At 57.5% G+C, this 2,555-nt stretch carries 4 protein-coding genes; all 4 read right to left on the reverse strand.

Annotation, left to right across the window (positions count from 1 at the left end):
* Nucleotides 1-880 (reverse strand): YtpR family tRNA-binding protein (gene ytpR / locus AC1DH9_RS27060; protein ID WP_477809130.1); only part of this gene is annotated, 880 nt, incomplete at its 3' end.
* A 26-nt stretch (nucleotides 881-906) separates the two neighbouring features.
* Complete coding sequence (gene pheS / locus AC1DH9_RS27065) at nucleotides 907-1,923, reverse strand: phenylalanine--tRNA ligase subunit alpha (RefSeq protein WP_007905876.1); 1,017 nt, start codon at nucleotides 1,921-1,923, stop codon at nucleotides 907-909.
* Between the two features lie 109 nt (nucleotides 1,924-2,032).
* The gene (gene rplT, locus AC1DH9_RS27070; RefSeq protein ID WP_007905879.1) at nucleotides 2,033-2,389 is read right to left on the reverse strand and encodes a 50S ribosomal protein L20; all 357 of its coding nucleotides are present in this window, start codon (nucleotides 2,387-2,389) and stop codon (nucleotides 2,033-2,035) included.
* 29 nt (nucleotides 2,390-2,418) lie between these two features.
* Nucleotides 2,419-2,555: 50S ribosomal protein L35 (gene rpmI, locus AC1DH9_RS27075; RefSeq protein WP_401285081.1), on the reverse strand; the 137-nt coding region annotated here is incomplete at its 5' end.

Consider the following 2,555-nt stretch of genomic DNA (forward strand, 5'->3'; position numbering starts at 1 on the left):
CTTCCTGACCGTCGAGCAGCACCAGCTTCTCGCCTTCTTCGGCCATGCGCACGCGGATGCCACCATTGATTTCGGCGAGATCGAAAGCGTGCAGCGGTTGACCCAGTTCCAGCATCACGTAGTTGGTGATGTCGACGGCAGCATCGATGCTACGCACGTCAGCGCGACGCAGACGCTCTACCATCCAAAGTGGCGTAGGCTTGGACAGGTCGACGTTACGGATCACACGACCCAGGTAACGCGGGCAAGCAGCAGGCGCCAGAACCTCAATCGAACGCACTTCATCGTGCGCGGCTGGAACACTGGCGACGACCGGGCGCGTGACTTCGGCAGCATAGAGCGCACCGACTTCACGGGCCAGACCGGCCAGGGACAGGCAGTCGCCGCGGTTCGGGGTCAGGTCGACCTCGATGCTGGCGTCGTCCAGGCTCAGGTATTCACGAATATCCTGACCGACCGGCGCATCGGCCGGCAATTCCATCAGGCCATCGTTGCCTTCACCGATTTGCAGTTCGGCTTGCGAGCACAGCATGCCGTTGGACTCAACGCCACGCAGCTTGGCTTTCTTGATTTTGAAGTCGCCTGGCAGTTCGGCACCAATCATGGCGAACGGGATCTTCAGGCCCGGGCGCACGTTTGGCGCACCGCAAACTACCTGGAAGGTCTCCGCACCATTGCTGACCTGGCAAACACGCAGCTTGTCGGCGTCGGGATGCTGCTCGGTGCTCAGCACCTCGCCCACCACCACGCCACTGAATTCACCGGCGGCCGGCGTAACGCTATCGACCTCAAGACCGGCCATCGACAGACGAGCAACCAGCTCGTCGCGACTTACCTGCGGGCTTACCCAGCCGCGCAGCCATTGTTCACTGAATTTCATCCTGCTCTCCTAAGAATTCGTTACGACTAGCGAAATTGCGCGAGGAACCGCAAGTCGTTGTCGAAGAACAGACGCAAGTCGTTCACGCCGTAACGCAGCATGGCCAGACGCTCAACGCCCATGCCGAAGGCAAAGCCCGAAAACTCTTCCGGGTCGATCCCGGACATGCGCAGCACGTTCGGGTGAACCATGCCGCAGCCCATCACTTCCAGCCAGCCTGTCTGCTTGCAGACGCGGCAGCCTTTACCGCTGCACATCACGCATTCCATGTCGACTTCGGCGGACGGCTCGGTGAACGGGAAATACGAAGGACGGAAACGCACTGCCAGTTCTTTTTCGAAGAACACGCGCAGGAACTCTTCGATAGTCCCTTTCAGGTCGGCGAAGTTGATGTCGCGGTCGACCAGCAGGCCTTCGACCTGGTGGAACATCGGCGAGTGGGTGATATCGGAGTCGCTGCGGTACACACGGCCTGGGCAGACGATGCGGATCGGCGGCTGTTTCGATTCCATGGTGCGGACCTGTACCGGCGAGGTATGGGTGCGCAGCAACATGTTTGCATTGAAATAGAAGGTGTCATGCATCGACCGGGCCGGGTGATGGCCTGGGATGTTGAGCGCCTCGAAGTTGTGATAGTCGTCTTCGACCTCAGGGCCTTCGGCAATGCCGTAGCCGATATGGGTGAAGAACTGTTCAATACGTTCCAGAGTGCGAGTAACCGGATGCAGACCACCGGAGGTCTGACCACGGCCAGGCAAGGTCACATCAATGGACTCGGCGGACAGCTTGGCGGCCAGGTCGGCCTCTTCAAACAGTGCCTTGCGCGCATTGAGAACTTCTGTGACACGCTCCTTGGCAACGTTGATCAGGGCGCCGACTTGCGGACGCTCTTCTGCCGGCAAATTCCCCAGGGTCTTCATCACCTGAGTCAATTCACCCTTTTTGCCAAGGTAGTGAACCCGGATTTGCTCCAGGGCATTGATATCTTCAGCGCTTTGCACAGCCTCTAGTGCTTGAGAGACCAGCGCATCCAGGTTTTCCATGTACAGACTCCAGATACAAAATAGGGGAAGAGCTTGAAGGCTCTTCCCCTATTTATGACGTTTAACACCTGAGCCCACAGAGGTGAGCCCGGGTGACTGTCGGGGGTACTTAAGCCAAGGTGGCTTTAGCTTTCTCGACAATCGCAGCAAACGCCGCTTTTTCGTTCACTGCCAGATCAGCCAGAACCTTACGGTCGATCTCGATGGACGCTTTTTTCAGGCCGGCGATGAAACGGCTGTAGGACAGACCGTTGATACGTGCACCAGCGTTGATACGAGCGATCCACAGAGCGCGGAACTGACGTTTTTTCTGACGACGGTCACGGTAGGCGTATTGGCCTGCCTTGATTACCGCTTGCTTGGCAACACGGAATACGCGCGAGCGAGCGCCGTAGTAGCCTTTAGCAAGTTTCAGAATTTTTTTGTGACGTTTACGGGCAATGACGCCACGCTTTACACGAGCCATGAGTTACTTCCTCTATTCTTAACCAAAAATTAACGAAGGCGCAGCATGCGCTCGACTTTTGCCACGTCAGACGGATGCAGCAAGCTGCTACCGCGCAGTTGACGCTTACGCTTGGTCGACATTTTGGTCAGGATGTGGCTCTTGAAAGCGTGCTTGTGCTTGATAC

This window comes from Pseudomonas sp. 05T35 (assembly GCF_056396605.1).

Bases quoted from the DNA above. Each gene is read 5' to 3' on its own strand.
- rplT (WP_007905879.1), bottom strand. From the start codon at position 2,389: ATGGCTCGTGTAAAGCGTGGCGTCATTGCCCGTAAACGTCACAAAAAA.
- pheS (WP_007905876.1), bottom strand. From the start codon at position 1,923: ATGGAAAACCTGGATGCGCTGGTCTCTCAAGCACTAGAGGCTGTGCAA.